The organism is Shewanella electrodiphila (genome assembly GCF_023283985.1).
Taxonomy (GTDB): domain Bacteria; phylum Pseudomonadota; class Gammaproteobacteria; order Enterobacterales; family Shewanellaceae; genus Shewanella; species Shewanella electrodiphila.
Genome location: NZ_JAKIKU010000004.1, coordinates 168,725 through 194,899, shown reverse-complemented (window position 1 = coordinate 194,899; position 26,175 = coordinate 168,725). Strand labels below are relative to the sequence as shown.

Genomic DNA, 26,175 nt, shown 5'->3' with positions numbered 1-26,175 from the left:
AACTGATAAATTTGGCGTAAATAATCTGTTTGCTGGAGCTGTATCAACTATGTATTACCAAAATGATGACGTTAGAATTGACGAGATAAAAGAACTATTGCCTCCTATTGCTATTTTAGAGCGATTTCCGGCGTCAGAAACGGCATCAGCAACCGTGTTTAATGCGCGTGATGGTATTCACCGAATTCTGAATCGCCAAGATGATCGTTTACTTGTGGTTATTGGGCCATGTTCTATTCACGATCCTGTTGCTGCTTTAGACTATGGTAAGCGTTTAATTGCACTTCGCGACAAGTACAAAGACCAACTTGAAATCGTAATGCGTGTTTATTTTGAAAAACCGCGTACAACAGTAGGTTGGAAAGGCTTAATCAACGATCCATATATGGATAACAGTTTTAAGCTTAATGATGGCTTGAGAACTGCGCGTAAACTACTGGTTGATTTGAATGAGTCTGGTATTCCTACTGCGGGTGAATTCCTCGATATGATTACACCGCAATATGTTGCTGACATGATGTGCTGGGGCGCTATTGGCGCACGTACAACTGAATCACAAGTTCACCGCGAGCTCGCGTCAGGCTTATCGAGCCCAGTTGGTTTTAAAAATGGTACCGACGGCACCATTAAAGTCGCTATTGATGCGATTGGCGCAGCAAGTGCACCGCATCATTTTCTATCAGTGACAAAGTTTGGTCACTCAGCGATTGTATCAACGAAAGGCAATCCTGATTGCCACATCATTTTGCGCGGCGGTAAAGCACCAAATTACAGCGAATCACACGTCACTGAAATTGAAGCCCAATTAGAAAAAGCGAAACTACCAACCAATATCATGATCGACTTTAGCCACGCCAACAGCAGTAAAGACTTTAACAAGCAAATGCTCGTTGCTGAAGATGTTGCGGGACAAATTGGTTCTGGTAATCACAATATTTTTGGTGTGATGGTTGAGAGTAATATTGAAGAAGGCCGACAAGATCTTGTTGTGGGCAAAGAGCTTTGTTATGGCCAAAGTATTACAGATGCTTGTATTGGTTGGAGCGATACAGAGAAATTGCTGGCAACACTTAGCGAAAGCGTCATCAAAAGACGTGGTTAACGGTTAATGTGCCATTAATCACTCATCATCAAGCTCTTGAGTAAATCAAAGCTCAAAAAATAAGGCGCTATTCAGCGCCTTATTTATTTGTTGGTGTTTGCTAAATACTCATTGGCTTTAGCTAGGCTTCCAAATGCCGAAATAAGATTGTTTCTTCCTTTATCTTGAAGCTCAGGATTACCTGATTCGATCATCATCCATACCCATGTTTGTATTAATTGTAATGGTGGGTGCTGAACTTTTGCTGCGTCTAACATGTTACTTCCTTTGAACTGGGAAAAATGTTAATGGCCAGTATAAATCGCCAAAAAGTATCCATTAAAGAGTATCAAATTCTTTTTAGTTGCTGAACTAGAAACACGAGAATAATTGCTTATTTAATGAAATATTTTATATAAACCATTCTTTTATACTACCAATTCGCAACATTGGTAAGTCTAAAGTATTATTCGGTGGTCAATTTTTCAATATAATACGCTTACATTCATGTTGAACAACACTAAGGATTCTCACTGTTTATTGATATTAAATAGAACTTACCTCAAGCAAAAAGTGTTAACTTATTGTTGATGTGATGAATGTAGGCCAATGTATTTTTGAAGCGCAAGTATTTATGGGTGGAAGTAAATGAGACCGTCAGCGTATTTTGATGGACCAGTAGGCAAGCTAAACTGGAAAGTGGTGAGATTATTATGGCCTTACCTATTTGAATTTAAAGGGCGTATATTTTTAGCTATGTTATGTCTGGTGATTGCTAAGCTTGCCAGCGTTGGGCTTCCTTTCATTTTAAAAGACTTAGTTGATAGTTTAGATGGCCAGAAAACAGCAGCAATTGTTGCGGTGCCAGTCGCACTTGTTATTGCCTATGGCTCAGTGCGATTTTTGAATGTCATTATAGGTGAAATAAGGGATACGCTTTTTGGCCGCGTGACTGAACGTGCTATTCGACGCTTGGGTTTAGCTGTATTCGAACACCTACACAGGCTGGATCTCGATTTTCACTTAGATCGCAGAACAGGTGGTTTATCTCGTGATATTGAGCGCGGCACCAGTGGTATTAGCTTTCTAATGCGCTTTATGGTGTTCAATATCGTGCCGACATTATTAGAAATCACTTTAGTGATCATTATTTTCTTTTTCAATTATGGTATTGGTTTTGCGCTCATAACCTTGATTGCTGTAGTGGCCTATATTGGTTATTCCATTGTGGCGACAGAATGGCGAACGGGTTTTGTTCGAGATGCCGCTAATGCAGACTCTTTATCAAATACTCGTGCGGTAGATAGTTTATTGAATTACGAAACGGTTAAATACTTTAATAATGAACGCTATGAATCTGAACGTTATGATTCGGCGTTAGATCAATGGGAAGTCGCTAAACGTAAAAATAGGCTGTCATTATTTGCATTAAATGCAGGACAAGCCTTAATTATCGCTGTGGCAATGACCTCGATGATGTGGCTTGCAGCGTCTGAAGTGACCGCGGGCAATATGACCTTGGGTGATTTCGTATTAATTAACGCATTTATGATGCAGTTATTCATTCCACTTAATTTTTTAGGTTTTGTTTATCGAGAGATCCGCGGCGCATTAGCCAATATTGAACGTATGTTTGGCTTATTAGATAAAGTCCCGAGTATTCAAGATACTGCAGGTGCGTCTGAACTGGTGCCAACAAAAGGCGAGCTGCGTTTCAATAATATTTGTTTTAATTATGATGAAAGACCGATTCTCAATGAGGTAAGTTTTACCGTTCCTGCAGGTCAAAAAGTGGCGGTAGTCGGTGAAAGTGGTGCGGGTAAATCAACATTAATTAAACTGTTATTTCGTTTTTATGATGTTGATAGTGGCTCGGTAACGATTGATGGAAAAGACATTAAACAACTAACTCAGCAAGCACTACGTCAATCGATTGCGATAGTGCCGCAAGATACCGTGCTATTTAACGACACGATTTATAATAATATTTTATATGGTAGACCTTCAGCGAGTGATGAAGAATTAAAAGAAGCGGTAAAATTAGCTAATTTGAGCGACTTTATTGAGTCGTTGCCAAATCAATGGCAAACCAAAGTGGGTGAGCGAGGTTTGAAGCTGTCTGGAGGTGAAAAACAACGAGTCTCTATTGCTCGCGCGATTTTAAAATCTGCTCCTATCCTAGTGTTTGATGAAGCGACTTCATCCTTAGACAGCAAGTCTGAACAGGCTATTTTAACAGCGCTTAAAGTCGCAGAAAAAGGCCATACAAGTTTAGTTGTTGCGCACCGACTATCTACTATTATTGATGCTGATAAAATTGTCGTGTTAAGCCAAGGGAAAATCGCAGAACAAGGCACCCATCAACAGCTTTTACTACAAAATGGCGTCTATGCAAAACTGTGGCGAATTCAAAATGAGCAAACAATCACACTTTGATGTGCAGCTTGTAGACGTTTTCTCTCTTTGATAGTGCAGTTTTTGTGTATAATTAGCTTTAATTGCCTGGAAAGGATTGAGATCGTTTAGGTAAATAGGAAATTATCAGGTAATTAAGCCTAAAAATGGAGGTCGTTAGTGCAAAACATTTCTTTAATAGCAGCCTTAGAGGGTACACAGCATAAAGTGACCACGGATTGGTTTGCGATTATGGCGACGCTGGAAAAGCGAGAAATGAATCAAGATGAATTGCAGTCTGTCTATGATGAATTATGCGCAGGTTTGATTGTGACTACCCGTGGACTAACACTCGCAAAAATAAATGATAACGATAGCGAAGATAGTTTATTGAAAGCGGATGATAGCGCGGCAGATATTTTGGTATAAACTTCTGTCGATAAGCCTCATGAGCAAACGGGCTTATTTAAAGACGTAAAAATGAAATTCACTTAAAAAAAGCAATCCTTAGGATTGCTTTTTTATTGCTGAAATTGTCTCTAATTAGCTTAAAAGACTATTTTTTAGACTATCTGTTTTGAAACTATCTGTTTTTAGACCAGCTATGACAGACCATCTTAATCATTGAATTTGGGTTAGCATCTTCCGTTAATCTGGTGATTTGTCCTTGTTCGAAACAGATTTTCTCGCCTTCAATTTCAGATAGCTTTTCGCAGTTGCTACAAGTTAACGAAATTGCTTTATTCGTTCTGTTAGCCGTCATTATTGAGTTTTCTGATTTCAAAAATAAGTCCCTAGGAATGTGCTCTACATCACAATTTTACACCTAAATTAACAATAGTCCAAAGATATTCGTTGTCAATATATTAGCAATAAGTCTAGTAGTTTTTACTAAAGCATCATTTTATGTCTTTTACTAAAACTAATACTGTTGATAAAACTTATCTAGGGAGATAGAAATGCCACTTTCTGTAACGATTCTTGCATGCTGGCGAGTTAACTGCCTAGGCTCACTGACCCCACAAGAGTGGGCAATAATTTTTAAATCATGATGCAAAGAGCGATTATAGTTAGCCACTCTTGCTGATTTATTATGGGGATCTAACCCTTGTTGCAGGTGTTTATTATGAGTGGTGATCCCAGTAGGGCAGGTATCCTTATTACATTGCAATGCTTGTATGCAACCGAGTGCAAACATATTACCCCTCGCTGAAGCGATAAAGTCGGCGCCTGTTGCTAATGCCCATGCCACCTGAGAAGGCAGCACCATCTTGCCACTGGCAATGACTTTTATTCGTTGTTTTAAGCCTTTTTGTCTAAATAAATTAATCACTATCGGTAAGCTTTCTTTTATGGGCAAGCCAACATGATCCATTAAGGCTTGTGGCGCTGCGCCAGTACCACCTTCAGCACTATCTAAGGTGAAAAAGTCAGGTGCATGTTCTATTCCACGGCGATTAATTTCAGCACATAAATCATTGAGCCATTGCTCGTCACCTAATACCGCTTTAATACCAGTAGGCTTACCGGTTACATTGCGAACGTGGCAAATCATATCAATGATATCGGCGACACTATTAAACTCTGCATGGCCATTTGGGCTAATAGAATCTTGTCCTACAGGTATACCTCGAATGTCTGCAATTTCTTTGGTAACTTTTACCCCTGGTAAAATACCGCCCTTGCCCGGTTTAGCACCTTGGCTTAATTTTATTTCAAACATTTTTACATTATCGTGGGCTGCTATAGCAGTTAGCTTTTTGTCATCCAGTTTGCCGTTTTCATCTCGAACACCGTATTTGGCTGTGCCAATTTGAAACACTAAATCACAATGACCCTTTAAGTGATGTTCACTTAATCCACCTTCTCCAGTATTGAGCCAGCAACCTGCTTGCGCTGCGCCATGGGACAGCGCCGTCACTGCGGGACGTGATAAAGCACCAAAACTCATGGCCGAAATATGACAAATTGTGGATGTTTGGTAAGGGCTCTTACATTCAGCGCCAATGGTAAGAATATTGTCTGTATGTTCATCTGAGTCATACTTGGGAAATGCAGCATTCAAAAACATCACAGTTCCAGTCTTGTCATGTGTTTGGGTTGAACCGAATGAAATGGTGCGATCAATATTTTTAGCAGCACGATATATCCAGCTGCGCTCTGCACGGTTAAATGGCAGCTCTTCACGATCTTGAGCAAAGAAATATTGTCTAAAAAACTCACCCTGTTTCTCGAATAAATATCGAAAGCGGCCAATTACGGGGTAGTTATGTCGAATCGCCTGTTTTGTTTGTACTTTATCGACGATATACATATAAATAACCGCGATAACACCGAAAGCAATACAGGCTAAAAATAACCCAGTAAATATCTCTAATCCGACAATAAACCAATGTGGTTGCATTTTTGTTCCTTAAAAATGTTCAATGGATAACCGTGACAAAACTTAGCATCGTTTAAGCTGAATGCTATTCGTAATATTGTTTACTTTTTGACTTAATTGATTATGGATGAAGCTAACCCATTGTTCTAGCCTCATTTTCATCTTCAGATATTCGTGGCTCAGTTTTCTTCGTGAAAATGGTTTACCGATTAAAGCTATAAGCTTAAGTTTTTAATTATGTTGCCGATAAAATAAGCTAACCTGAAATGTAATTAATCGTTAATTGGAGCTGGTGATGGAGTTATATAATCCGACGCAAATGAATGCTAAATCGAATCGTCAATCACCGCCTGAACAGGCGGCGGACAAATTGAATTCAAAGCCAATAACTGAGACTACTGAAATAAAAAAACCTTCAGTGAGTGAAATAAGCCGCGAGTTGAAAAATAGCAGTATTTTAGCGGCACAAGAAAAGGTCAGTATTGCAGCGGGCGATCAATCGATGGCATTGCTATATCGCGCTGCAATTGATGCGATAAATATTGAGCTTGAACCTACAATGGGTGAAAACGCGATACAAAAAGCAGCAGAAACCGATGTTGATTATTCGCCAGAAGCGACGGCAGAGCGTATAGTCAGTTTTGCGACCAATTTCTTTTCGGTGCACCAGCAGCAGAATAGTCAAATGGAGTTTTCTGAACAATTAGATACTTTTATGGACAAAATTTCTGGTGCTATCGATCAAGGCTTTAAAGAGGCAACCGAGATATTATCGGGTTTGAAAGTACTTGAAGGTGACATTGCAGCAGGGGTCGAACAAACCTATAGTTTAATTCAGGCAGGGCTTGAAACCTTTAAACAAAATACAGCACCGCCGCAAGTTGAATGAATACAATCGATTTCTTCATCTAAGATTCAAGGAATAGCTTATGTGGACAACGGGTACCGTCATTGAACGTATTGAATGGAATGAGAAGTTATTCTCGCTACGCATCAAAGCAGATGTAGAACCATTTATTGCAGGACAGTTTATCAAGCTGAGTCAAATTCGTGATGAGAAACGTATTGCGCGTGCCTATTCAGTGGTCAACCCACCAGGGAAAGACTATATCGAAGTGTTGGCTGTTGCTGTAGAAGACGGACAGCTTTCCCCAGATCTTCAAGCACTGAGTATTGGTGACACAATTGAAGTGAGCACCAAGGCGGCTGGCTTTATGACTTTAGATGAAATTCCCACCGGCGCCTTACAAGGGCCGCATCTATGGTTTTTAGCGACAGGTACAGCTGTTGGGCCATTTATTTCTATGATGGAAACAGCAGAACCTTGGCAGCGATTTGATAAAGTGGTGCTAGTGTATGGTGTTCGCTTGATTGAAGACTTAGCCTATTTACCACAGTTAGAAGCATTAAAAGCTAAATACCCAACCCAATTCATATTTATTCCGTTAGTCACCCGCGAAGCATATAGCGGTGGTTTGTCATGTCGAATTCCTGATGGATTACAAAGCGGTATTCTTGAACAGACAGCTGGAGTTGCGCTTAATCAAGATAATTCTCAGGTGATGATTTGTGGCAATCCTGGAATGATTACCGATGCGCAAACAGCATTAATTGAAAAAGGTTTAGTGAAGAACTTACGTCGAGCCCCTGGCCAAATCACCGTTGAGAAATATTGGTAACCTGCCTTGAGCAAGCTGTATGAAATCTAATTTATGCAGCTCTTGGGATATGATTTATTGCTTATAAATACATAAATCCCCTTGGTATTCAAAGATGGATTCATAAACAACACTTGCTCCTTTAGCAGCGATCTATTATCCTTTCGCAACTGATAATTATTATCATTTCCATAAGCAATCACTCACTATTTTGTTACATATATATTTGTGACAAGGTGAAGTGAGTTATGCAACGCCAAGGAGAATTTGGAATGAAGTCGTTTAAAAGTCTAGCATTGTTAGGTTTAGCTACTGTGTCATCAATGGGATCAATGACTGCTACAGCAGCTGAAGATCTTACTGTTTATTCATACCGACAAGCTTTTCTTGTTGAGCCGATTTTAGAAAAATTCACCCAGGATACAGGCATTAACGTCAATGTCGTATTCGCTAAAGATGGTATTGCAGAGCGTATTGCTCGTGAAGGTCGTCTTTCTCCTGCTGACGTTGTACTCACCTCTGATTTTTCACGCCTTATGGAATTGGTCGAAAAAGACTTAGTTGTTGATGTTAACAGTGACACGCTTAACAACAATATTCCTGAGCAATATCGCTCACCAGAAAATGACTGGTATGCGCTGACTATGCGTGTTCGTAATGTTTATTCTTCTAAAGATCGTGTCGGTAAGCTTGATCTAAGTTATGAAGATTTAGCCTCTGAAGAGTACAGAGGGAAAATTTGTACGCGTAGCTTCAAACACCCTTATAACATCGCATTAGTTGCATCAATGATCGCTCATCACGGCGAAGCTGAAACTAAAACTTGGCTTGAAGGTGTTAAAGCCAATTTAGCGCGTAAGCCGCAAGGAAATGACCGAGCACAAGTTAAAGCGGTGAAAGAAGGCTTATGTGATATTGCTATCGGTAACAGCTACTACTTCGGTAAAATGATGTCAGATCCTAAGCAAAAGAGCTGGGCTGAAGCGGTATATATCAATTTCCCAAATCAGCAAAACCGTGGTTCTCACATCAATGTTTCAGGTATGGCACTCGCTAAGTTTGCACCAAACAAAGATAATGCGATAAAATTAATGGAGTTTTTATCGTCTGATGTAGCTCAAAAATCTTACGCAGAAGTGAATATGGAGTATCCGGTTAAAGCGGATGTGAAGCCTTCTGAAATGGTAGCCTCTTGGGGTGACTTCAAAGCTGATAGTCTTCCAATCTTTAAGCTAGCAGAAAACCATCAAGCAGCAGTGAAGCTACTTGATGAAGTAAAATTTGATCTGTAAGGATGCTTTATTACGCCGCATGATAATCATGCGGCACTGACTGGAAAGTATTTATGATCTTAGGCTTAACCAGAAGCTGGTCGCTCGCTGGTTATGCGATTGCGGTAATATTAATATTGCCGCTTTTTGCACTTTTAGTACAAGCAACATTCCCTGACGAAGCTGTTTTTAGTCATTTAATTGATACCGTACTTCCAACCTATATCAGTAACAGCCTGTTGCTCATGTTGCAGGTTTGTCTCGGTTCTTTAGTCATTGCTGTTCCTGCTGCTTGGTTAGTGGCGAGGTGTGACTTTCCTGCTCGTCGATATTTTCAATGGGCATTATTACTGCCCCTAGCAATGCCCGCTTATATTGTTGCGTATGTTTATACCGACATGCTTGACTATGCAGGCCCCGTGCAGCGCATGTTAAGGCAAGTGTTTGGCTGGACCTCCCCTCAAGATTACTATTTCCCTGATATTCGTACTTTAACTGGTGCAGCTATCATGCTGTCATTGGTGTTATTCCCGTATATCTATTTGCTGGCTCGCACCGCTTTTATGGAGCAATCTTCGAGCTTATTGCACGCCTCACGTATTATGGGTTGTAGTCCTTGGCAAAGTTTTTGGCGATTAGGTTTACCGATGGCAAGACCTGCGCTAGCCGTTGGCATGGCATTAGTTGCCATGGAAACGGCTGCTGACTTTGCCACTGTAAGCTACTTTGCTGTGCCAACACTTACCACTGCTGTATACGATACTTGGCTAGGATATGGCAGCCTTTCAGCGGCAGCAAAATTATCAGCAATCATGCTATTGGTCATATTCGCTATGGTGGGTTTTGAGCGTTTTGCCCGTCGTAAACAAGAGTTATTCCAAAAACAATCAAGGTTAACTGAGTCTGATCGCTATCACCTTAAAGGCGTTAAAGCTTGGGTGTCTTTTAGCTATTGCAGTTTACTTATTGTGTTGGCTTTTTTACTGCCATTTATGGTGCTTGCGGGTTATGCCATCGACTATTTCGATGAAAGCTGGAACAGTCGTTTTTGGCAATACAGTTTTAATAGCTTATACATTGCCGCTGTTGTGAGCTTTATCTGCGTTGTTTTAGCCTTACTGATGATGTTTATTAGGCGAGTGAGCCCGCGTAAAAGTGACATTTTACCTTCTCGGTTAAGTAGCACAGGTTACGCGATCCCTGGCACCGTATTAGCTATCGGTGTGTTAGTGCCATTAACCTATCTTGATTTCGCGATTAATGATGTTTATGACTATTTTGATGCCCGTGGACCAGGCCTGCTATTTACCGGCAGTGTGTTTGCGTTGATTTTTGCTTTCTGTGTTCGCTTTGTGGCGATTTCAATCGGCAGTATTGAAAACAGCTATAAACGCATATCGCCTTCATTAGATATGGCCAGTATTACCATGGGGCAAAAGCCACGACAGTTATTATGGCGCGTGCACTTACCTTTATTGCGTAAAGGTATATTTGCTGGCGCGTTACTGGTCTTTATCGAAAGCATGAAAGAACTTCCTGCGGCATTATTACTACGTCCTATTGGATTTGAAAACCTTGCGACCCATGTTTTTCAATTCGTTTCAGATGAGCAACTCGAACATGGTGCTTTAGCTGCTATTGTGATTGTAATTGTTGGGCTTATCCCGTTGATTTACCTAAACCGTTCATTGGAGCAAGAGAGCTGATATGTCCACATTGACCATTCAAAATGTAAAAAGTGACTACCAAGGACAGGTGATTCTCAAAGGATTAAATCTGACTTTAGAGCAGGGTGAAATTGTAGCTCTTTTAGGCCCAAGTGGTTGCGGTAAAACGACATTGCTTCGCGCGATTGCCGGACTGCAAGCCATTAGTGAAGGCAGTATTGCTATCAATGGTCAGTCGCTAAGTGCTGACGGTGTGTTTGTCCCGAGTGAAAATCGGGGCATTGGAATGATATTTCAAGACTATGCGTTATTCCCCCACTTAACCGTGAGCGACAATATTCTTTTTGGAGTAAAAGACTTAACTGCAAAAGAACGCAGTGAACGCCTAGAAGATATGTTGCAACTGGTTAAACTTGAAGGGTTAGGTAAGCGATACCCTCATGAATTATCGGGTGGCCAGCAACAACGAGTGTCGATTGCCCGCGCGCTGGCTTATCAGCCAGAACTGCTATTACTCGATGAGCCTTTTTCAAATATTGATTCGCAAGTACGTAGCGAAATGATGTTAGAAATTAGGCAAATCCTTAAGCAGCGTAACGTTAGCGCAGTATTTGTTACTCACAGTAAAGATGAAGCATTTGTATTTGCTGATAAGTTAGCTTTATTTAAAGAAGGCGGCATTGTTCAGCATGGGTTAGCTGAAGAGCTATATGCTGAACCTATTGAGCGTTATGTGGCTGAGTTTTTAGGCGAGGGCAACTATTTAACTGTTACGGTTAAAAGCCCAACACAGGTCTCTTCGGTTTTAGGGTTAATTGAGAGTACTAAAACGTTAAATCTGGCGCTTAATAGCCAAGGTGAATTACTACTACGACCGCAACAAATTGATTTACAACCAGCATCTCAAGGGCATGGTGAAATTGTCGAAAGGCGTTTTCTGGGTACAATTTGTCATTATTGGGTTAAAGTAGGGTTACAAACGCTCGAAGTGAGAAGTCAATTAACTGCATTGAAGCTTGGTCAGAAAGTGAATTTATCCATATCGGCACACCCTTTAGTGATATTTTAGTGACCTAAGTCTAAATTGGTTAATTATCGTATAGAGCATAAGGAATAAATTGCTCAACTACCTTACAATATTAGCATCTTATTATTGTCAAAGGTGGTTGATTCCAACATGGAAACACAGAATATGCCTCGCGAACAGTTAGGAGTTTGTGCTGAAGGAAATTTGCATAGCGTCTACTTGATGTTTAATGCAAATGACGGCGTTGAAGCTCAACTGCGTCCTTGTTTAGCCAATGTAGCCCAATATATTTACGAGTTATCAGATCAATATGCAGACAGTGCCTTTAATGGTTTTGTGGCTATTGGTGCTAACTATTGGGACACTATTTATGGTGAACAGCGTCCAGCTCAATTGCGTCCATTCCCAGCGATGCAAGAGGGGAATCGTGATGCTCCTGCCATTGAGTACGATTTATTCATGCATATCCGCTGTGATCGTTATGATATTTTGCATTTAGTTGCCAATGAAATTAGCCAAATGTTTGAAGGTTTGGTTGAGCTAATTGAAGAAGAACGTGGTTTCCGTTTCATGGATAGCCGTGATTTAACAGGCTTTGTTGACGGCACTGAAAACCCGAAAGGGCGTAGTCGCCAAGAAGTTGCGCTAGTCGCTGATGAAGATAATCAATTTAAAGGCGGCAGTTATGTGCATGTGCAAAAATATGCTCATAATTTAAGTAAGTGGAATCGCCTACCACAGAAGAAACAAGAAGATATTATCGGCCGAACAAAGCAAGATGATATTGAATATGCTTCTGAAGATAAGCCATTAACCAGCCATATTAAACGTGTTAACTTAAAAGACGCTGATGGTAAGTCAATGGAAATCCTACGTCAAAGCATGCCGTTTGGCTCATTAAAAGAGCAAGGGTTAATGTTTATCTCGACCTGTAGCAAGCCAACTCATTTTGAAGAAATGCTTCGCAGTATGGTGCACGGTGATGGCCATGGTAACCATGATCATTTAATGCAATTCACTAAAGCATTAACGGGCTCATCTTTTTTCGCCCCTTCATTAGATTTCTTAGCTCAGTTTGCTAATGACTAACCTGTTTAGTTGTTAACTATCAGACACAAAAAAAGCAATGCGATGGCATTGCTTTTTTATTGGCTGACTTCCCGTCTTACATCGGTTAGTTCGCCGATATCGTTTAATTACTCGCTGTAATTAAACAGTGACTTAACCGTTTCCAGTGTATCGTCAATAGTCTTGATGCTAGCTGGACAAATGAAAATAGTGTCATCTCCAGCAATCGTTCCTAAAATCCCCTCAGGCTTACCTATTGAGTCCAATAAGCGAGCGATCAACTGTGCAGCGCCAGGGCTGGTGCGAACCACAATCATTGCTTGGTTATGGTCAACGTCGAGGACGAGGTTTTTTACTGGGCTACCTGCGGTAGGAACACCTAATTCTGCAGGTAAACAGTACACCATTTCTTGTTTAGCATTTCGAGTACGTACGGCCCCAAATTTGCTCAGCATACGTGAAACTTTTGACTGGTTGATATTGCCAAAACCTTCTGCTTGCAGCGCGTTAACTATCTCACTTTGGCTACCAAAGCGCTCTTCCTTTAGTATCGACTTAAACGTTCTAACGAGTTCATCCTGATTCTTGGTCGCTGGCATATTTTTTTCGTCTTATAGTAATAATTAAAATGAATACAATATATTCACAAAACGGGTTCATTTTGAATAGATAAACGTCACAAGTCAAGAAATAAGCTAAATCGGTGAATAAAAATTCACTTTACAGTGTAAATGGCTAAATCAGTGATTATTTATATACATATCATAGAATAAGTAATTCACCTTACTCCACTAACGGATAATTGAAATTGTCTCGCTGATGCAGTAATGTGACGCCACAAGAAATATGATCTATGTCACAAACTGCGAATCATACATTTAGAAGTCATACACTAGAACGTTATTGGAGATAATTATGAAAGTAGCTGTACTTGGTGCTGCTGGCGGTATTGGCCAGGCCCTAGCTTTACTATTAAAAACTCAACTTCCTGCAGGCTCAAAGTTGTCTCTTTATGACATTGCTCCTGTTACTCCAGGTGTTGCTGTCGATTTAAGCCACATCCCAACAGACGTTGAAGTAACTGGTTTTGCTGGCGAAGATCCAACGCCTGCATTAGTTGACGCTGATGTTGTGTTAATCTCTGCTGGTGTTGCACGTAAGCCAGGTATGGATCGTTCAGATCTTTTCAACATCAACGCGGGTATCGTTCGTAACTTGATTGAAAAAGTGGCTGCGACTTGCCCTAAAGCATTAATCGGTGTGATCACTAACCCAGTAAACACTACGGTTGCAATTGCTGCTGAAGTACTTAAAAAAGCAGGTGTTTACGATAAGAATCGTTTATTCGGTGTTACTACACTGGATGTTATCCGTTCTGAAACTTTCATTGCTGACCTTAAAGGTCTAAACGTTGCTGATGTAAACATTAACGTTATTGGCGGCCACAGTGGTGTGACTATTCTTCCACTTCTTTCACAGGTTGAAGGCGTAAGCTTTACTGATGAAGAAGTTGCAGCACTTACTACACGTATCCAGAATGCGGGTACTGAAGTTGTTGAAGCTAAAGCGGGTGGCGGTAGTGCGACACTTTCAATGGGTCAAGCGGCATGTCGTTTCGGTCTATCATTAGTACGTGGTCTTCAAGGTGAAGCAAACGTTGTTGAGTGTGCATACGTAGATGGCGGCAGTGAACATGCTGAATTCTTCGCACAGCCTGTAGTACTAGGCAAAAACGGCGTTGAAAAAGTTCTTTCATACGGCGAAGTTAGCGCGTTTGAAGCCAATGCACGTGATGCAATGCTTGATACACTAAAAGGCGATATCAACCTAGGTGTTGAATTCGTTAAATAAGCATTTCGCTTATTGACTAAAAAAGCGAAGCGTAATGCTTCGCTTTTTTGTGCCTGTTTGAACATTGAATTCTTAGCAAAAGTACCATCATGCTCTTGGCGTCACAGAGTTTTATCAAGGTACCGTTTTATCAAGCTACTGTTTATCAAGCTACTGTTTATCAAGCTACTGTTTATCAAGCTATTGTTTACCAAGGTACCGTTTATCAAGCTACTGTTTATCAAGCTACTGTTTACCAAGGTACTGTTTATCAAAGTATTGTTTACCAAGGTACCGTTTATCAAGCTACTTTTTACCAAGGTACCGTTTATCAAAGTATTGTTTACCAAGCTACTGTTTTACCTTGCCAGTCTAGAAATTCCGCTTCATGATTGAATGATAACCCTTGATGAATCGTCAGTAATTGCTGTGCGACAAATTCAGTTGTGAACAGTTTTCCTTCGGGTACGTTGTGTTGAAATGGTTTTGATAAATCAGTGTCTGTGGTACCAGGATGAAACGCAATCAGTTTGACGTTTTTAGCTCTGCGACCATATTCAATTGCAGTGGTTTTGATTAGCATATTTAATGCCGCTTTCGATGCTCGATAGCTATACCAGCCGCCTAAATGATTATCACTGATACTGCCCACTCTGGCGCTTAATACCGTTATGATGCAAGGCTGTTTACCTTTAAGCAATGTAGTCAGTTGTTGTAGCCACATCATCGGCACTATGGTGTTTGAATGGAATAGTGCCTGCATCGATTCTGGATTAATTTCTTCTAAGCGCTTTTCTGGCGCAAGTAATGGGCTCGATGTTGTGTCTTTTGAACTTGTCAGGGATTGAACCTCAGCAGTAGAGCTGCCGTTGGCTTGCTTATCAACTTGATTGTGTAACCTACCATTACAGATAAACACGTTAACGATATGGCCTTTGATTGGAGCTAAGGAATCGCAAATTTTTGCTATGCTTTCAGCTGTATAATCTGAAACCATATGCTGCAGATTAACCTTATTCTTAATCGCATCAGTCACAGTAGCTTGGTATTGTGTACTTTGACTGACAGTAATGATTTGTTCGATGTCATTATTCGTAATTAATTGATCGACAATGGCGCTTGCAATACCTGATGATGCGCCAATGATGATTGCTGATTGAGTGCTGTTGAGCATTGACACCACCTAGGTTGCTTTATTAATCGATTGAGTCTGCTTACTCGATGTATTCAAGTTGCTCGATTGATTCAAGTAACTTTATTGATTCATTTTAGGTTGCAGCTGCCTGTTTCACAGCGCTGTTGACCTGTTAATAAGTAAGAAATTTTATAGCGATTTTTAGCAAAACCTCGATAAGCGATATCTGCAAAAGGCCTGACACAAGGCAACCTGAGTAACTGTATCCATTTGTGCTTGCCGGTTAATGCCCACGCTTTAGCTGTCACATCTAGGCCTGTAAGAATTTCACCTGTGTTGGTTTCAGCATGTAATATCTTATTGGCCACAGTTAAATCAATATGAGGATACTTTTGCTCAAAACCCTGCTGATTTAGATCCGCCAGTTCAATTTTATGCAAGCGGTCATACTTTTTAAGTTGCTCCATTTCATTACTGCACAATGGGCACGCGCTATCGTAAAAAATCCTTAATTCCATTGTGAGACCTCTTTCAGATTTATTAATAGTCATAATGGGTACGCTCAATGTCACACAATAGATCTCTTATGAGTATCAGCGCACCTTTAATGCCAAGGTATTGAGTGTTACTATCGAGTTAATTGCTCACTTTTTGATGGAACAAAATATGAAGAAACTCAACCAGTTTGCTTCTTTTTTACTCATAACCTCCACGACGTTCTCCTGTCTTTTTACTTTTTCCGCCGCCGCTGCAAGCAGCGATGAAGCCACTAGTGTTTCTAGCATTCCAAGACCTGTCAAAGTGGAACAAGTCGATATCGGCACAGAATACCGTGAGCGCTTTTTACCCGGAGAAGTTAAAGCATCTGAAAAAGCCGCTTTATCTTTTCGTGTGTCAGGTGAAATAGCCCAAATATTGGTGAGACCCGGTGATCCTGTCAAAGCGGGTGATATTTTGGCGACACTGGATAGTGATATATACCAGCAGCAATTAGCCGTCGCCCAAGCGCAATTTGAATTGGCTAAAGTACTTTTTGAGCGTAATGAGTCCTTGGTTGAGCAAGGTGTTGTATCTCGTAATGATTATGACCAAGCAAAGAGTGATTACACTATTGCCCAAGCAGCGTTGGATAAAGCTAAAGCTGACGTGACGTACACTAATTTAATCGCACCCTATCAAGGGGTGATTTCTAAGCGGATGAAGCGTGAGTTTGAGTTTGTGCAAATGCAAGAAGAGGTGATGGGGATCCGCACTGAGTCCGCAGCAGATATTAGCTTTCAGTTACCCGAACAGTTTATTGGATTTTTACAAAAATCAGATAAGAGCTTACAAGATATCAATAATATCGAAGTGAAATTTGATAGTCGCGATCACTGGTATGCGGCAAAACTCAAAGAGCTAAACACGGTTGCGGATCCAACGACCAGCAGTTACACCATCATTCTTACTTTACCTATGCCAGATGAACTTAATGTACTTCCCGGGATGTCAGCGCAGGTGAAAGTTAAACTGCCCGCGAGAACGGCTGATGCTCACCCCAAAATTCCTGCTGGTGCAATGGTTAAAGAAAACCAAGATACTTTCGTATTTGTTTGGTTACCAGAAGAGAAGCGAATTAAAAAAGTGGCTGTGACAATACAAGGCACTCGATTAATGACAGGTTTAAATGATGGTGATTGGTTAGTGGTTGCTGGAGCAAGCGAGCTCAAGGATGGTCAGTCTGCGGTTAAATGGATTAAAGAGCGAGGATTATAAGATGAAGACACTTTTTCCTCATAAGATACTTTCTACTCATAAGAAACTTTCTACTCATAAGAGATTTTCTTCTCATAAACTGGTGAGTCATAAAGTGAGAAACACCTTAGCGGTATTAGTAAGCCTTATTGCTATAACAGCATGTACGCCGAAAGTGACCATAGAGCCAACTGAAACTTTAGTAAAAACTTACACTTTACCCCGTGCTAATAATGAAGTGATCAGGGAGTTTAATGGCGTTGCAAGAGCGCAGGATTTAACTAACCTGTCATTTCGAGTCGAAGGACGAATTGAGCGAATTCCTGCAACCAAAGGCAAAGTGGTTGAAAAAGGCGAGCTGCTTGCAGTGCTAGAAAAACGGGATTTTACAATCGCATTGAGTGACCGACAAGCCCGAAAAGAAGTCAGTTATAAGCAAGCCCAGCGAGGCAAACAGCTGGTTGATAGTAAGCTGATGGCACAATCTGAGTATGATCAAATGAATGCACAGTATTTGGTGGCTAAAGCGGAAGAGAAACAAGCTGAACTCTATTTGCAGTATACCGAACTTAGAGCACCATTTTCAGGCATTGTCAGTGATGTATTTTTGGAATCTTTTGAAAATGTTCAACCGGGAGTGTCGGTATTGAGCATGCAAAAGGTTGAGCGAATCGAAGTCGATGTGCAAATCCCTGACGTACTGATTGCAGTGTCTAAAAAGGAAGAGGATAGAAAGCAGCAGGCACGACTTAAAGTGAGCTTTGAAGCGTTTCCTAATACGACATTTGAAGGGCGTTTACTTGAAGTTAATACCGAAAAAGACCCACTAACATCAACTTACATTGCCACCATAGCGGTCGATTTAGACCCTCAGTACAAAGTACTGGAAGGTATGCCTGCCAAAGTGGAAGTCAACTTAAGTGATATGACATACACCTATAATCGAGAGTATCTAGTGCCTATTGAAGCTGTGGTCATGCAAGACGGTAGCGATATCAATACCCAAGCAAGTGGTGTCTGGCTTTATAACCCAAGTGATAAATCAATTGAATATCGCTCAGTGACGCTAGGTGTCATTGTCGGAAATGATATTGAAGTCACCAGTGGCCTTGAAGATGGATTGACGATTATTACCACTGGCGCCGCAAGGTTAGTGAAAGGTCAGCGTGTAAAGCTGATAGAAGGAGCCTAAATGATGGGAATATTAATGGGCTCTTATGGCCACAATAGTGACTTACTAACAGCGAAAACAAAGGAATGTGTCTTATGAATATTGCAGGTTACTTTGTTAAAAATACCGTTATCAGTTGGATGTTTACCTTAATCTTATTGATTGGCGGTTTAATGGCATTCACCGGTCTTGGTCAGTTAGAAGATCCACCATTTACGATTAAAGATGCCGTTGTGGTAACGCTGTATCCGGGGGCGACTTCAACAGAAGTTGAAGAAGAAGTGACATATCCCATTGAAAAGGCGATTCAAGCTTTGCCATATGTGGATTACATTCGCTCATTAAGTACTTCTGGTATGTCACAAATCACCGTGACCATGAAAAATGTATACGGCCCAGAAGAGCTACCGCAGATATGGGACGAATTACGTCGTAAAGTGAACGACATGTCAGCCAGTTTACCGCCAGGGGTTCAAACACCGATCGTTAATGATGACTTTGGTGATGTATACGGCATCATGTTGATGGTCAGCGGAGCAGACTATAGCTACCGAGATATTCTCGATTATGTTGATTATGTAAAACGTGAACTTGAGTTAGTCCCTGGTGTGGGTAAAGTTTCCCTTGCAGGTAATCAGCAAGAGCAAGTCTTTGTTGAGATGTCACTGAACAAAGCGGCTAGTTCTAACATTGACCCTTCATTAATCCAAAATTTGCTTAACTCGCAAAATATGGTGTCTGATGCGGGTAATATCAGAGTGTCAGCCGACAACTTAAAAATCCGCACCAGTGGCGGGTTTAAGTCCGTCAGCGAGCTTGAAGAATTAATTATTCCTGGCACCCAAGGCAACAAGCTTATCTATTTGAAAGATGTCGCAACGGTTTCTCGTGGCTTTCAAAACATTCCAACCAATCTACTTAAATTTGATCAACACGATGCGATTAATATCGGTATTTCATTTTCAACTGGGGTGAATGTAGTTGAAGTTGGTAAAGCGATTGATGCCAAACTGGCGAGCATTGAAAGTGTCCGCCCAGCTGGGATGGTCATTGAAACCATGTACAACCAACCAAACGAAGTGGACGCTTCAGTAGGCAGCTTTGTATGGAATCTGATTGCCGCAGTGGTGATTGTGGTCGGGGTGTTACTGGTATTTATGGGCTTCAAGTCCGGTATCTTAATTGGGTTAATCTTATTTTTAACCTGCCTAGGCACCTTTATGTTGATGCTACAAGCCGAAATTGAGCTGCAGCGGATCTCATTAGGTGCGCTTATTATTGCACTGGGGATGCTGGTGGATAATGCCATTGTGATTGTCGAGGGGATCCTCATTGGCAGGCAACGAGGGCAAACAACACTAGAAGCAGCTCAAGCTATTGTAAAGCAAACCATGTGGCCACTGTTAGGCGCAACAGTGATTGCGATTACCGCATTCGCCCCTATTGGCTTATCGCCTGACTCGACAGGTGAATTTGCCGGTTCGCTATTCTGGGTATTGTTGTTCTCGTTATTCTTATCTTGGATTACCGCAATTACGATTACGCCTTTCTTTGCGCAGCTATTTTTTGGCGCAGAGGGTGAGAAAGTAGAAGGTGAGTTAAAAGATCCTTATGGCGGCGCATTTTTTGTGTTTTATAAAATGCTCCTCGATCTATGTATGCGTTTTCGCTGGGTCAGTGTTATCTCAGTAGTGATTGCGTTTTGTATCTCTATCTATGGTTTTGCATACGTTAAACAATCCTTCTTTCCACCTTCAACGACTCCGATATTCTTAGTTGATGTTTGGATGCCTGAAGGCACGGATATACGTGAAACCCAAACGGTTGTCGAAGGCATGGAGAGCATCGCGGTTGAGCTTGATAATGTGGAATTTGTCGCCTCGACCATAGGTAAAGGTTTCCCGCGCTTTTTGCTGACGTACTCACCTGAAAAAAATTACGCATCTTATGCGCAAATTTCTATTCGTACGACTGACTTTGAAACCTTAACCGATGTAATGGTTAAGTTCAGGAAGGATGTTGAAACGGATTACCCTCAAGCGCAGCTTAAATTTAAGCGTCTTGAAATTGGTCCATCAACGGATGCGAAAATAGAAGCGCGCATTAGTGGCGCCGACCCAGATGTATTGCGAAGTATTGCCGCACAAGTGATGGAAATCTTTAATGCCACCCCCGCCACAGTCAATGTACGTCATGACTGGCGTGAGCGAGTGAAATACATTGCACCACGCTTTAACGAAACCCAAGCGCGTCGTTTAGGTATTGTAAAAAGTGAAGTTGATGAGGCATTGAAGTTCTCGTTTACTGGCATGCAAATTGGTGTTTATCGAGAAGGAACAACACTGCTGCCTATTATCGGTAGGCTACCAGAAGATGAACGTATTGATATCGAGTCAATGGAAAGCATCCGCATCTGGAGCCCAGCACTGAGCGCGTTTGTACCGCTGCAGCAAGTCGTCGATGGTTTTGAAGTGAAGTTTGAAGATCCGATTATTCAACGCCGGGATCGTAAGCGTACCTTAACGGTATTTGCTGATACTGATTTTGAGTATGACATTTTACCTGCAGAGCTATTTAAAACCATTAAGCCGAAAGTTGAAGCATTGGAGCTGCCTGTGGGTTATGAGCTGCAATGGGGCGGTGAGTATGAATCTTCAAGTGATGCGCAGGAGTCATTATTTGCGACGCTGCCATTAGGGTTCTTGTTCATGTTCTTAATTACGGTGTTCCTATTTAACTCTGTTAGAAAGCCGTTAGTTATCTGGGCTTGTGTACCGCTTGCGATTATTGGTATTACCTCAGGTTTATTGATTTTAGATAAACCATTTAGCTTTATGGCGCTGTTAGGGATGCTGAGTTTATCAGGCATGCTACTTAAAAATGGCATTGTATTACTGGATCAAATCAATACCGATATTAATAATGGGATCGAAACTTTTGAGGCAGTATTTAACTCAACCGTGAGCCGTGTAAGGCCAGTATGTATGGCGGCAATTACGACTATTTTAGGGGTGTTACCGCTATTAACCGATGCCTTCTTTGAGTCGTTGGCTGCCGTGGTAATGTTCGGTTTAGGTGTGGCAACCATACTGACATTGATCATTGTGCCAGTGTTCTATCTGATCATATTTAAAGTTAAGTATAGAAACTACAAAGAGTTTTAGTTAGCAAAACTAGCGATTTATCGCTATAACTATAAGAGTCAACTATAGAAAGTTGGCTCTTTTTTATGTGATCTAACTTGCTCATTCTCACGTATCACGTTTATGTATTTACAAGAGGCTCACTATGTCTATTAGCCAAGCAATGATTAAAGTAACAAATCTTCGTTTACGTACCTTTATTGGTTTTAACCCAGACGAACGTGAAAAACAGCAAGATGTTGTGATCAATATTGAGATCCAATATCCAGCCGACAAGTCATTTGAAACCGACGATGTTGCTGATGCACTAAACTATAAAGTTATCACTAAAAAAGTTATTCAACATGTTGAAGAAGGGCGTTTCTTATTGCTCGAAAAGCTAGTAGCAGATGTACTGGCTATTTGTAGTGAACACCCATCTATTACCATGTCACGAGTAACGATTGATAAACCTCATGCTTTACGTTTTGCCGACTCTGTTTCACTGTCTTTAGAGCAGCGCAAATAAGCGATCGCCTAGCAAGCTTTCACGTAACGGTGTGGTTTTTATTTGGCACGGGTTGTCATAAGGAAAACACATGATTTCAGAAGAAGCACGCAAAGTGCAGCAAGTATTAATTGAGCGAGGTCTTGAAACGCCATTAGTTGAAAATGACATGACTAATGAGCAAAAAATTGAACGTATCCAAGGCTTAATGACTGAAGTTGTTTCAACTCTCGGGTTGGACTTAACTGATGACAGCTTATGCGAAACGCCGCATCGGATTGCAAAAATGTACGTTAATGAGATTTTCTCAGGGCTTGATTATCATCAATTTCCTAAAGTGACCCAAATAGACAACAAGATGGGCGTTGAGGAAATGGTTAAGGTCAGTGATATCAGCGTCGTGAGCACTTGTGAGCACCACTTTATCACCATCGATGGTGTAGCTGATGTCGCATATTTGCCGAAAAAGAAAATTATCGGCTTATCTAAAATCAATCGACTGGTACGATTTTTTGCCCAACGTCCTCAAGTACAAGAGCGCCTGACACAGCAAGTGCTGGTAGCGCTACAAACCTTACTTGAAACCGATGATGTAGCGATAAGCATTAATGCTACCCATTACTGCGTTAAGTCTCGTGGGATTATGGATACTCAATCCCACACTAAAACGTCAGCTCTGGGTGGATGCTTTAAAAATAATCCAGCTTCACGGGCAGAGTTTTTCTCTAAGGGTTAAATAAGCTAACTTGTCTTTTATAACTTAAAATTGATTCTACAAACTAAGTTTACAAAAGCTGAGTTTACAAAAGCTACAAAAGCTACAAAAGCTACAAAAGATAAGTCTATAAAAAGTCATCAATGATGATTAGGCCATTAGTCAGTGCTAATGGCCTTTGTTTTTTTCGAGTTTATTTTTTAATATCCATAAAGCAGATTTGGATTAACACAAGAATAAGAGATCCCAAATGAAACAAACCATACTGATTACCGGTGTCGGCAAACGAATTGGCTATGCATTGGCAAAACACTTTATTGCCCAAGATATTAATGTGATTGGCACTTTCAGAACTCACTATCCATCAATCGATGAGTTGTTAGAACTAGGGGCTGATTTATATCAGTGCGACTTATGCCAACCCGCAGAAATCGATGACATGCTGAATCGGATTAAGGCGCAGCATCAAGGGTTAGATTGCATTATTCATAACGCATCTGATTGGCATAACGATAAAACCAGTGCTGACATCACTTCTGCCGATATCATGACAAGAATGATGAACATTCATGTCAGCGCGCCTTATCAAATAAACCTTGCCTTAGCAGACATGTTAACCGCCTCAGCAGGCGAAAGTGTCGGTAGCAGTAACATTATCCACATTACAGATTACGTTGCTGAAAAGGGCAGTCAGAAACACATTGCTTATGCGGCCAGTAAAGCGGCGCTGCACAATATGACCTTATCCTTTGCTGCCAAATTAGCCCCAGCAGTAAAAGTGAACTCTATTGCGCCTGCAATGATTTTGTTTAACGAAGGTGATGACGAGGCATATAAAGCCAAAGCATTAGCTAAAGCGATATTGCCAAAAGAGGCGGGTAATAGTGAGATTATCGAGCTCGTGGATTATCTGCTTGCTAGCCAATATGTCACTGGCAGAAGTTATGCGGTAGATGGTGGTAGGCAGTTAAAGTAGCCTTTAAAATACTGCGCTATGTTGTCGGTTAGTGATGATATCACGATGTTCAGTGAAGATAGGCTAAGCGCAAGGCTTAGCCTATTTATGTCGTCACTAAAACATTATGTCATGACAACCAAAAGTTAGTCAGAGCATAGACTTTGAGCGTCAGATTGAGCTTTTGTATTTAAACCTGCCGTCTTGTTATCTAGTCGGCCACTTAAACGTGTTAATCCCAGTGCGATCAATACAATCACAGCGCCAACCCAAGGGGTGTGCATTAAGCCTGCGTTAGCCACAATTAATCCGCCGCCCCAAGCGCCTAATGCAATACCGACGTTAAATGCGGCGATGTTTAAACCTGAAGCCACATCAACGGCATCTGGCGTGTATTTTTCAGCTAACTTGACTACGTATACCTGTAAACCAGGGACATTACCGAAAGCAAATGCGCCCCAAATCAAGATAGTGATTACAGCAGTCACAGGGTTAACAGCGGCAAAGTTAAACATGATCAATACCGTTACCAAACCAGAGAATATGATGGTTAGCGCTTTAATCGGACCCATTTTATCTGCCATTTTACCGCCCCAAATATTACCGACGGCTACCGAAACACCATAAACCAACATAATCAGTGCTATCGCATCAGGATTAAAACCTGAAACTTGCTCTAAAATTGGCGCTAGAAAAGTAAAAGCGGTGAATGTGCCGCCATAACCCAAAGCAGTAATCGCGTATACCAGCAATAAGCGTGGCTGAGTTAAGACTTTAACTTGAGCCGATAACTTAGCCGCTGGTGGCTGTTTTAAGTTATTAGGCACTAATATCGCGCTACCAATTAGGGCGATTAAACCCAGTACAGCGACGACTAAAAAGGTGGCTTGCCAACCGAATTCCTGGCCAATGTAAGTACCTAACGGCACCCCTGTCACCAAGGCTACAGTGAGGCCGGTAAACATAATGGCAATAGCGCTGGCAGCTTTTTCTTTTGGCACTAAACCTGTCGCAATGGTTGAGCCAATCGAAAAGAAAACACCATGGGCTAAGCCAGTCAGTATTCGCGCCAGCATCAAGGTAGTGTAATCAGGCGATTGCCACGCCAAGAAGTTGCCGGCTACAAACAATGCCATTACGGCAAGTAACACATGTTTGCGATTCCATTTACCCGTAAGGGCTGTTAGCACAGGAGCGCCAATGGCGACCCCTAATGCATATAAACTAACAAGTAACCCTGCTGATGGCAGAGTGACATTTAAATCGGCAGCCATAGTCGGAATTAAGCCGACGATGACAAATTCAGTGGTACCGATAGCAAAGGCGCTAAGCGTCAATGCAAGGAGTGCTAAAGGCATAATATTGTCTCATTCAAGTAATTAACTTCAGTGCGTGTTTTGTTTCAATGACGCTATTATGCCGACAAGCTTATTTGCTAAAAATAGTGCTTTTTACAAATTACTTTTGTCATTAATGGTTATAATGAAGGGGCGAAATGACATTGAAAGATTAAGGATATAGACATGCTGACAAGATCCGATGATTTAACCATCTTACTGACCGTGGTAGATACCGGAGGGTTTTCTGCAGCAGCAGAAGCACTGGATATTCAAGTTGCAAGAGTATCGCGTGCGGTGAGTAAAATTGAAAAGCAGTTGGGCGTGTCTATTCTTAATCGCACCACCAGACGCGTGAATGTTACTGACGAGGGGCGACGTTTTATTGATTCAATTCGCACAGGGTTGCAGCAGATCCAACAAGCTGAAGATGATCTTATGGCACAAAAAGAAATGCCCCAAGGGCGCTTACGCGTGGATGCCGCTAGCCCATTTGTATTCCATCAACTGGTGCCACTCATAAAGTCATTTAATCAGGCATACCCTAACATTCAATTAGAGCTAAGCTCCAACGAAGGCATTGTCGATTTAATTGAAAAACGCACCGACTTAGCCATTCGCATCGGTCATTTATCAGATTCTTCATTACATGCTAGAGCACTGGGTAAAAGCGCCTTGTACTTAGTGGCAGCACCAGAATATCTCGCTACTCGAGGCATACCGATGCAAACTGCCGATTTAAGCGCACACGACACCATAGGTTTAACAGGCTCAAAAGCACTCAATCAATGGCCGTTAAAAGGATTTGAAGCACTTAACCCGAGTTTTTCATCCAGCAACGGTGAGACGGTGCGTCAGTTAGCGTTAGCAGGTAATGGCATTGCGTGTTTATCAGGTTTTATGGTCAAACAAGATATTGAAGCTGGGCGATTGATATCGATACTAGAAACACAAAAGCTATCTAATACAGCAAGGGAACAGATTAACGCTGTGTACTATCGTTCCTCCACAGTCGCCAAGCGGATCTCTGCCTTCATCGACTTTATCCAACCTAAGTTGAGTTTGTAGTTGGTTAAGCTAACTTTTGCGCTCAGTCAATATTGGCAATGCCAAATCTTG

The 26,175-nt window shown here is 41.3% G+C and carries 25 protein-coding genes; 18 read left to right on the top strand and 7 right to left on the bottom strand.

The window, feature by feature from the left end; all coding sequences use genetic code 11:
• Nucleotides 1-49: 49 nt before the first annotated feature.
• Nucleotides 50-1,102, top strand: coding sequence for a 3-deoxy-7-phosphoheptulonate synthase AroG (gene aroG, locus L2737_RS09000; protein WP_102528313.1), 1,053 nt, complete (start codon nucleotides 50-52; stop codon nucleotides 1,100-1,102).
• Between the two features lie 83 nt (nucleotides 1,103-1,185).
• Here aroG and L2737_RS08995 read toward each other — a convergent pair whose 3' ends face one another.
• Nucleotides 1,186-1,359, bottom strand: a complete 174-nt coding sequence (locus tag L2737_RS08995) for a hypothetical protein (RefSeq protein WP_102528249.1) — start codon at nucleotides 1,357-1,359, stop codon at nucleotides 1,186-1,188.
• Nucleotides 1,360-1,729: 370 nt separating this feature from the next.
• Here L2737_RS08995 and L2737_RS08990 point away from each other — a divergent pair, with 370 nt between their 5' ends.
• The gene (locus L2737_RS08990; protein ID WP_248955513.1) at nucleotides 1,730-3,517 is read left to right on the top strand and encodes an ABCB family ABC transporter ATP-binding protein/permease; all 1,788 of its coding nucleotides are present in this window, start codon (nucleotides 1,730-1,732) and stop codon (nucleotides 3,515-3,517) included.
• 138 nt (nucleotides 3,518-3,655) lie between these two features.
• Entirely contained in the window at nucleotides 3,656-3,904 is a 249-nt protein-coding gene (locus L2737_RS08985; protein WP_102528251.1) for a hypothetical protein, read from the top strand.
• A gap of 154 nt (nucleotides 3,905-4,058) precedes the next feature.
• Here the strand turns inward: L2737_RS08985 and L2737_RS08980 are convergent, their stop codons facing one another.
• Nucleotides 4,059-4,259, bottom strand: a complete 201-nt coding sequence (locus L2737_RS08980; RefSeq protein WP_229369183.1) for a hypothetical protein — start codon at nucleotides 4,257-4,259, stop codon at nucleotides 4,059-4,061.
• Between the two features lie 138 nt (nucleotides 4,260-4,397).
• Nucleotides 4,398-5,879, bottom strand: a complete 1,482-nt coding sequence (locus L2737_RS08975; RefSeq protein WP_248955512.1) for an FMN-binding glutamate synthase family protein — start codon at nucleotides 5,877-5,879, stop codon at nucleotides 4,398-4,400.
• A gap of 274 nt (nucleotides 5,880-6,153) precedes the next feature.
• Between L2737_RS08975 and L2737_RS08970 the strand changes: the two genes are divergently transcribed.
• From L2737_RS08970 to L2737_RS08945, 6 genes are all read left to right on the top strand, one after another.
• The gene (locus tag L2737_RS08970) at nucleotides 6,154-6,747 is read left to right on the top strand and encodes a DUF5610 domain-containing protein (RefSeq protein ID WP_229369181.1); all 594 of its coding nucleotides are present in this window, start codon (nucleotides 6,154-6,156) and stop codon (nucleotides 6,745-6,747) included.
• A gap of 40 nt (nucleotides 6,748-6,787) precedes the next feature.
• Nucleotides 6,788-7,537 carry a ferredoxin--NADP reductase gene (locus L2737_RS08965; protein WP_102528255.1) on the top strand — a complete coding sequence of 250 codons (750 nt, stop codon included), beginning with the start codon at nucleotides 6,788-6,790 and terminating at the stop codon, nucleotides 7,535-7,537.
• A 251-nt stretch (nucleotides 7,538-7,788) separates the two neighbouring features.
• Entirely contained in the window at nucleotides 7,789-8,808 is a 1,020-nt protein-coding gene (locus L2737_RS08960; RefSeq protein WP_102528256.1) for a Fe(3+) ABC transporter substrate-binding protein, read from the top strand.
• Between the two features lie 53 nt (nucleotides 8,809-8,861).
• A complete protein-coding gene (locus L2737_RS08955; protein WP_248955511.1) occupies nucleotides 8,862-10,493 on the top strand; it encodes an ABC transporter permease in 1,632 nt (543 codons plus the stop codon).
• A 1-nt stretch (nucleotide 10,494) separates the two neighbouring features.
• Complete coding sequence (locus L2737_RS08950) at nucleotides 10,495-11,523, top strand: ABC transporter ATP-binding protein (RefSeq protein ID WP_248955510.1); 1,029 nt, start codon at nucleotides 10,495-10,497, stop codon at nucleotides 11,521-11,523.
• A 108-nt stretch (nucleotides 11,524-11,631) separates the two neighbouring features.
• Nucleotides 11,632-12,570 (top strand): Dyp-type peroxidase, encoded by a 939-nt coding sequence (locus L2737_RS08945; RefSeq protein WP_102528259.1) that lies wholly within the window; start codon nucleotides 11,632-11,634, stop codon nucleotides 12,568-12,570.
• A 107-nt stretch (nucleotides 12,571-12,677) separates the two neighbouring features.
• Here the strand turns inward: L2737_RS08945 and argR are convergent, their stop codons facing one another.
• Entirely contained in the window at nucleotides 12,678-13,148 is a 471-nt protein-coding gene (gene argR / locus L2737_RS08940; protein WP_102528260.1) for a transcriptional regulator ArgR, read from the bottom strand.
• Nucleotides 13,149-13,464: 316 nt separating this feature from the next.
• Between argR and mdh the strand changes: the two genes are divergently transcribed.
• Both mdh and L2737_RS08930 read left to right on the top strand, forming a co-directional pair.
• Nucleotides 13,465-14,400 carry a malate dehydrogenase gene (gene mdh, locus L2737_RS08935; RefSeq protein WP_248955509.1) on the top strand — a complete coding sequence of 312 codons (936 nt, stop codon included), beginning with the start codon at nucleotides 13,465-13,467 and terminating at the stop codon, nucleotides 14,398-14,400.
• 89 nt (nucleotides 14,401-14,489) lie between these two features.
• A complete protein-coding gene (locus tag L2737_RS08930) occupies nucleotides 14,490-14,771 on the top strand; it encodes a hypothetical protein (protein WP_248955508.1) in 282 nt (93 codons plus the stop codon).
• Here L2737_RS08930 and L2737_RS08925 read toward each other — a convergent pair.
• Both L2737_RS08925 and L2737_RS08920 read right to left on the bottom strand, forming a co-directional pair.
• Nucleotides 14,723-15,553 (bottom strand): SDR family NAD(P)-dependent oxidoreductase, encoded by an 831-nt coding sequence (locus tag L2737_RS08925; RefSeq protein ID WP_248955507.1) that lies wholly within the window; start codon nucleotides 15,551-15,553, stop codon nucleotides 14,723-14,725. The two genes, L2737_RS08930 and L2737_RS08925, sit on opposite strands and share 49 nt — an antisense overlap.
• Nucleotides 15,554-15,642: 89 nt before the next feature.
• On the bottom strand, nucleotides 15,643-16,032 hold the full coding sequence (locus tag L2737_RS08920) for a thiol-disulfide oxidoreductase DCC family protein (RefSeq protein WP_248955506.1): 390 nt from the start codon (nucleotides 16,030-16,032) through the stop codon (nucleotides 15,643-15,645).
• Nucleotides 16,033-16,180: 148 nt separating this feature from the next.
• Here L2737_RS08920 and L2737_RS08915 point away from each other — a divergent pair, with 148 nt between their 5' ends.
• The 6 genes from L2737_RS08915 to folM all read left to right on the top strand — a co-directional run bounded on the left by L2737_RS08915 (nucleotide 16,181) and on the right by folM (nucleotide 23,740).
• On the top strand, nucleotides 16,181-17,269 hold the full coding sequence (locus L2737_RS08915) for an efflux RND transporter periplasmic adaptor subunit (RefSeq protein ID WP_248955505.1): 1,089 nt from the start codon (nucleotides 16,181-16,183) through the stop codon (nucleotides 17,267-17,269).
• 1 nt (nucleotide 17,270) lies between these two features.
• Nucleotides 17,271-18,440, top strand: coding sequence for an efflux RND transporter periplasmic adaptor subunit (locus L2737_RS08910; protein ID WP_248955504.1), 1,170 nt, complete (start codon nucleotides 17,271-17,273; stop codon nucleotides 18,438-18,440).
• A gap of 74 nt (nucleotides 18,441-18,514) precedes the next feature.
• Complete coding sequence (locus tag L2737_RS08905) at nucleotides 18,515-21,583, top strand: efflux RND transporter permease subunit (RefSeq protein WP_248955503.1); 3,069 nt, start codon at nucleotides 18,515-18,517, stop codon at nucleotides 21,581-21,583.
• A 130-nt stretch (nucleotides 21,584-21,713) separates the two neighbouring features.
• Nucleotides 21,714-22,070 (top strand): dihydroneopterin triphosphate 2'-epimerase, encoded by a 357-nt coding sequence (folX, locus tag L2737_RS08900; protein WP_102528314.1) that lies wholly within the window; start codon nucleotides 21,714-21,716, stop codon nucleotides 22,068-22,070.
• 70 nt (nucleotides 22,071-22,140) lie between these two features.
• Nucleotides 22,141-22,785, top strand: a complete 645-nt coding sequence (gene folE / locus L2737_RS08895) for a GTP cyclohydrolase I FolE (RefSeq protein WP_102528267.1) — start codon at nucleotides 22,141-22,143, stop codon at nucleotides 22,783-22,785.
• Nucleotides 22,786-23,014: 229 nt separating this feature from the next.
• Nucleotides 23,015-23,740, top strand: coding sequence for a dihydromonapterin reductase (gene folM, locus L2737_RS08890; protein WP_248955502.1), 726 nt, complete (start codon nucleotides 23,015-23,017; stop codon nucleotides 23,738-23,740).
• 125 nt (nucleotides 23,741-23,865) lie between these two features.
• Here folM and L2737_RS08885 read toward each other — a convergent pair whose 3' ends face one another.
• Nucleotides 23,866-25,077 carry an MFS transporter gene (locus tag L2737_RS08885; RefSeq protein WP_248955501.1) on the bottom strand — a complete coding sequence of 404 codons (1,212 nt, stop codon included), beginning with the start codon at nucleotides 25,075-25,077 and terminating at the stop codon, nucleotides 23,866-23,868.
• Nucleotides 25,078-25,242: 165 nt separating this feature from the next.
• Here L2737_RS08885 and L2737_RS08880 point away from each other — a divergent pair, with 165 nt between their 5' ends.
• Nucleotides 25,243-26,124 carry a LysR family transcriptional regulator gene (locus L2737_RS08880; protein WP_248955500.1) on the top strand — a complete coding sequence of 294 codons (882 nt, stop codon included), beginning with the start codon at nucleotides 25,243-25,245 and terminating at the stop codon, nucleotides 26,122-26,124.
• Nucleotides 26,125-26,175: the final 51 nt, after the last annotated feature.

Excerpts from the sequence above, each read along its gene's own strand:
- aroG (WP_102528313.1), top strand. The coding sequence starts at position 50 with ATGTATTACCAAAATGATGACGTTAGAATTGACGAGATAAAAGAACTA.
- L2737_RS08995 (WP_102528249.1), bottom strand. The coding sequence starts at position 1,359 with ATGTTAGACGCAGCAAAAGTTCAGCACCCACCATTACAATTAATACAA.
- L2737_RS08990 (WP_248955513.1), top strand. The coding sequence starts at position 1,730 with ATGAGACCGTCAGCGTATTTTGATGGACCAGTAGGCAAGCTAAACTGG.
- L2737_RS08975 (WP_248955512.1), bottom strand. The coding sequence starts at position 5,879 with ATGCAACCACATTGGTTTATTGTCGGATTAGAGATATTTACTGGGTTA.
- L2737_RS08970 (WP_229369181.1), top strand. The coding sequence starts at position 6,154 with ATGGAGTTATATAATCCGACGCAAATGAATGCTAAATCGAATCGTCAA.
- L2737_RS08965 (WP_102528255.1), top strand. The coding sequence starts at position 6,788 with ATGTGGACAACGGGTACCGTCATTGAACGTATTGAATGGAATGAGAAG.
- L2737_RS08960 (WP_102528256.1), top strand. The coding sequence starts at position 7,789 with ATGAAGTCGTTTAAAAGTCTAGCATTGTTAGGTTTAGCTACTGTGTCA.
- L2737_RS08955 (WP_248955511.1), top strand. The coding sequence starts at position 8,862 with ATGATCTTAGGCTTAACCAGAAGCTGGTCGCTCGCTGGTTATGCGATT.
- L2737_RS08950 (WP_248955510.1), top strand. The coding sequence starts at position 10,495 with ATGTCCACATTGACCATTCAAAATGTAAAAAGTGACTACCAAGGACAG.
- L2737_RS08945 (WP_102528259.1), top strand. The coding sequence starts at position 11,632 with ATGGAAACACAGAATATGCCTCGCGAACAGTTAGGAGTTTGTGCTGAA.
- argR (WP_102528260.1), bottom strand. The coding sequence starts at position 13,148 with ATGCCAGCGACCAAGAATCAGGATGAACTCGTTAGAACGTTTAAGTCG.
- mdh (WP_248955509.1), top strand. The coding sequence starts at position 13,465 with ATGAAAGTAGCTGTACTTGGTGCTGCTGGCGGTATTGGCCAGGCCCTA.
- L2737_RS08930 (WP_248955508.1), top strand. The coding sequence starts at position 14,490 with ATGCTCTTGGCGTCACAGAGTTTTATCAAGGTACCGTTTTATCAAGCT.
- L2737_RS08925 (WP_248955507.1), bottom strand. The coding sequence starts at position 15,553 with ATGCTCAACAGCACTCAATCAGCAATCATCATTGGCGCATCATCAGGT.
- L2737_RS08920 (WP_248955506.1), bottom strand. The coding sequence starts at position 16,032 with ATGGAATTAAGGATTTTTTACGATAGCGCGTGCCCATTGTGCAGTAAT.
- L2737_RS08915 (WP_248955505.1), top strand. The coding sequence starts at position 16,181 with ATGAAGAAACTCAACCAGTTTGCTTCTTTTTTACTCATAACCTCCACG.
- L2737_RS08910 (WP_248955504.1), top strand. The coding sequence starts at position 17,271 with ATGAAGACACTTTTTCCTCATAAGATACTTTCTACTCATAAGAAACTT.
- L2737_RS08905 (WP_248955503.1), top strand. The coding sequence starts at position 18,515 with ATGAATATTGCAGGTTACTTTGTTAAAAATACCGTTATCAGTTGGATG.
- folE (WP_102528267.1), top strand. The coding sequence starts at position 22,141 with ATGATTTCAGAAGAAGCACGCAAAGTGCAGCAAGTATTAATTGAGCGA.
- folM (WP_248955502.1), top strand. The coding sequence starts at position 23,015 with ATGAAACAAACCATACTGATTACCGGTGTCGGCAAACGAATTGGCTAT.
- L2737_RS08885 (WP_248955501.1), bottom strand. The coding sequence starts at position 25,077 with ATGCCTTTAGCACTCCTTGCATTGACGCTTAGCGCCTTTGCTATCGGT.
- L2737_RS08880 (WP_248955500.1), top strand. The coding sequence starts at position 25,243 with ATGCTGACAAGATCCGATGATTTAACCATCTTACTGACCGTGGTAGAT.